The organism is Bacillus sp. T2.9-1 (assembly GCF_950097965.1).
GTDB classification, from domain to species: domain Bacteria; phylum Bacillota; class Bacilli; order Bacillales; family Cytobacillaceae; genus Niallia; species Niallia hominis.
In genome coordinates, this window is the sequence record NZ_CATNHG010000020.1 from 1 (window position 1) to 1,891 (window position 1,891).

Annotated in this window: 1 protein-coding gene; it reads left to right on the plus strand. The window is 38.6% G+C overall.

Features of this window, described 5'->3' with window-relative positions; genetic code table 11:
• Window positions 1-119: 119 nt before the first annotated feature.
• Window positions 120-1,529, plus strand: a complete 1,410-nt coding sequence (locus QQZ16_RS02265; protein WP_016205067.1) for an IS110 family transposase — start codon at window positions 120-122, stop codon at window positions 1,527-1,529.
• Window positions 1,530-1,891: the final 362 nt, after the last annotated feature.

The window sequence follows — 1,891 nt, forward strand, 5'->3', positions numbered from 1 at the left end:
GGTGCCTAGTATAGTAAATAGGTCAAATAATTAGAAAAAAGCCACCGTTTTCATTGTAAAATGGAAGTACCTATCACAGAACTTCCAATCTTACTACCCTTACCAAGGAGATGAAAACGATGGCATATTCAATATTTAACCACATTCAAGGTAAAAAAGGAAGTCGATGGGCAGAGTTCTTGAGAGAGACAGGGACAGAAAATTTAATGTTAGTGGCGATTGATGCGGCAAAGTTTACACAAAAAGCATTGATTTGTACGTTTTATGGGGACATTTTAGTCAAACCTTTCGAGTTTGATGCTTCTATGACTGGTTTCGACTATTTAAAGAGAATCATTGAGTCGGAAAAGAATAAAAACAGACTGAAAGAAGTAGTAGTGGGGATTGAAACGACAGGGCATTATTACGAGGATCTTGTTAGAAAAAGTCATTCGCTTGGCTATCATGTTCGAACTTTGAATGCAGCTACTACTGCCCAGGAAAGACAAACCCTATTAAATTGGTCTAAGACGGATAATTTAGATCTAATGGCCATTGTTCAATCCATGATTCATGGCCGGGGGACATCCAACGAGTTAGCTTCTGGTGATGTGCTAAGCCTACAGAAACTTACACGTGCCCGACGCGAATTAGTGGGGGAACGAACAGCTACTCAAAACTTGATTCGTATGCATTTAGACCATATTTTTAGGGAATTTCAGGGGAAATCCGTCTGGGTAAAAGGAAAGCGTGAAAAAGTGGAACCATTTAGTAATTTGTTTGGAAAAGCACCTCTCTACCTCATGAGGCATTATCCCCATCCAAGCGATATTTTAAAGCTTGGGGAAAAGGGATTACGTGATCTTTCCATTCGTGAAAACTTAAAAATAAGAGACAACACCATTCAGATTCTATTAAACTATGCGGAAAATTCGATATCTCAACCCAAAGCATCTTTAGAGGGGGACATTTTTCTCCTAACTCAAAAATTGGATCGTTTTGAATTATTGAATAACCAAATTGGTGAATTAGAACGTAAAATTGAAGATTTGTTTGTTGGTATGGAGGGAGCAGTTATTCTAAGTGTTCCTGGGATAGGAGTGGTTACTGGAGCTGAATTATACGCTGAAATGGGCGATATCTCCGATTTCGAACATGCGGGGCAATTAATTAAATTGGCAGGGACCAATCCTATTGTGAAGCAATCGGGAGGGAAAAGACCATCTTATTTCTGTATTTCTAAACAAGGAAGAAGAACATTCCGAAATATCACCTACCAGGTAGGTAAATCCCTAGCTGTAAATAATCCCGAAATGAAACAAAGATATAAAGCCTTTAAGGAGCGTGGAAAACTCACGGGTCAGGCCTATATAGCCTTAGGAAACCGAATGATTCGCCTAGCCTTTTCCATGATTCGAAACCATACCTTATACCATACGGATCAAGAGAACTATGTTCTAGTAGATGAAATAAGTAAGAAGCTTAGAGTCGCTAACACAAAACGGTTTTATGAAGTCCACGTCTTGTCAAATACTTGCCTATCAGCTTAATTTAGAAGTTTATCGTACCATTATTTAACCTTTTATAAATTTATTATTGTTTGAGCTAAAATGGGGCTCCTCTAGGACGTTAGATCACATTGTATTTCGTGCCTGAGGCTTTAGACCTCGTGTGCCAGCGTTATGGATCTTGTCCTGCAAATACGAATAATACGTGAAAATCGAAGTTTATATTCGCTAGGCGGTATCCCTGTAGGATGAAACGCAAGGTCCTTTCACGCTCTAGAGGAGCCCTATAATAATACTCTGTGATGGTTGATTCTTCCTAAAAATGGAAATAGGGGACTTTTCTTAAAGTTTGTCTTTTTTCTAAGAAATTTCCATTTGACTTATTTACCATTATACGCTGGCAC

What these genes read in the sequence shown, in the direction of transcription:
- QQZ16_RS02265 (WP_016205067.1), top strand. Translation starts at nt 120, where the DNA reads ATGGCATATTCAATATTTAACCACATTCAAGGTAAAAAAGGAAGTCGA.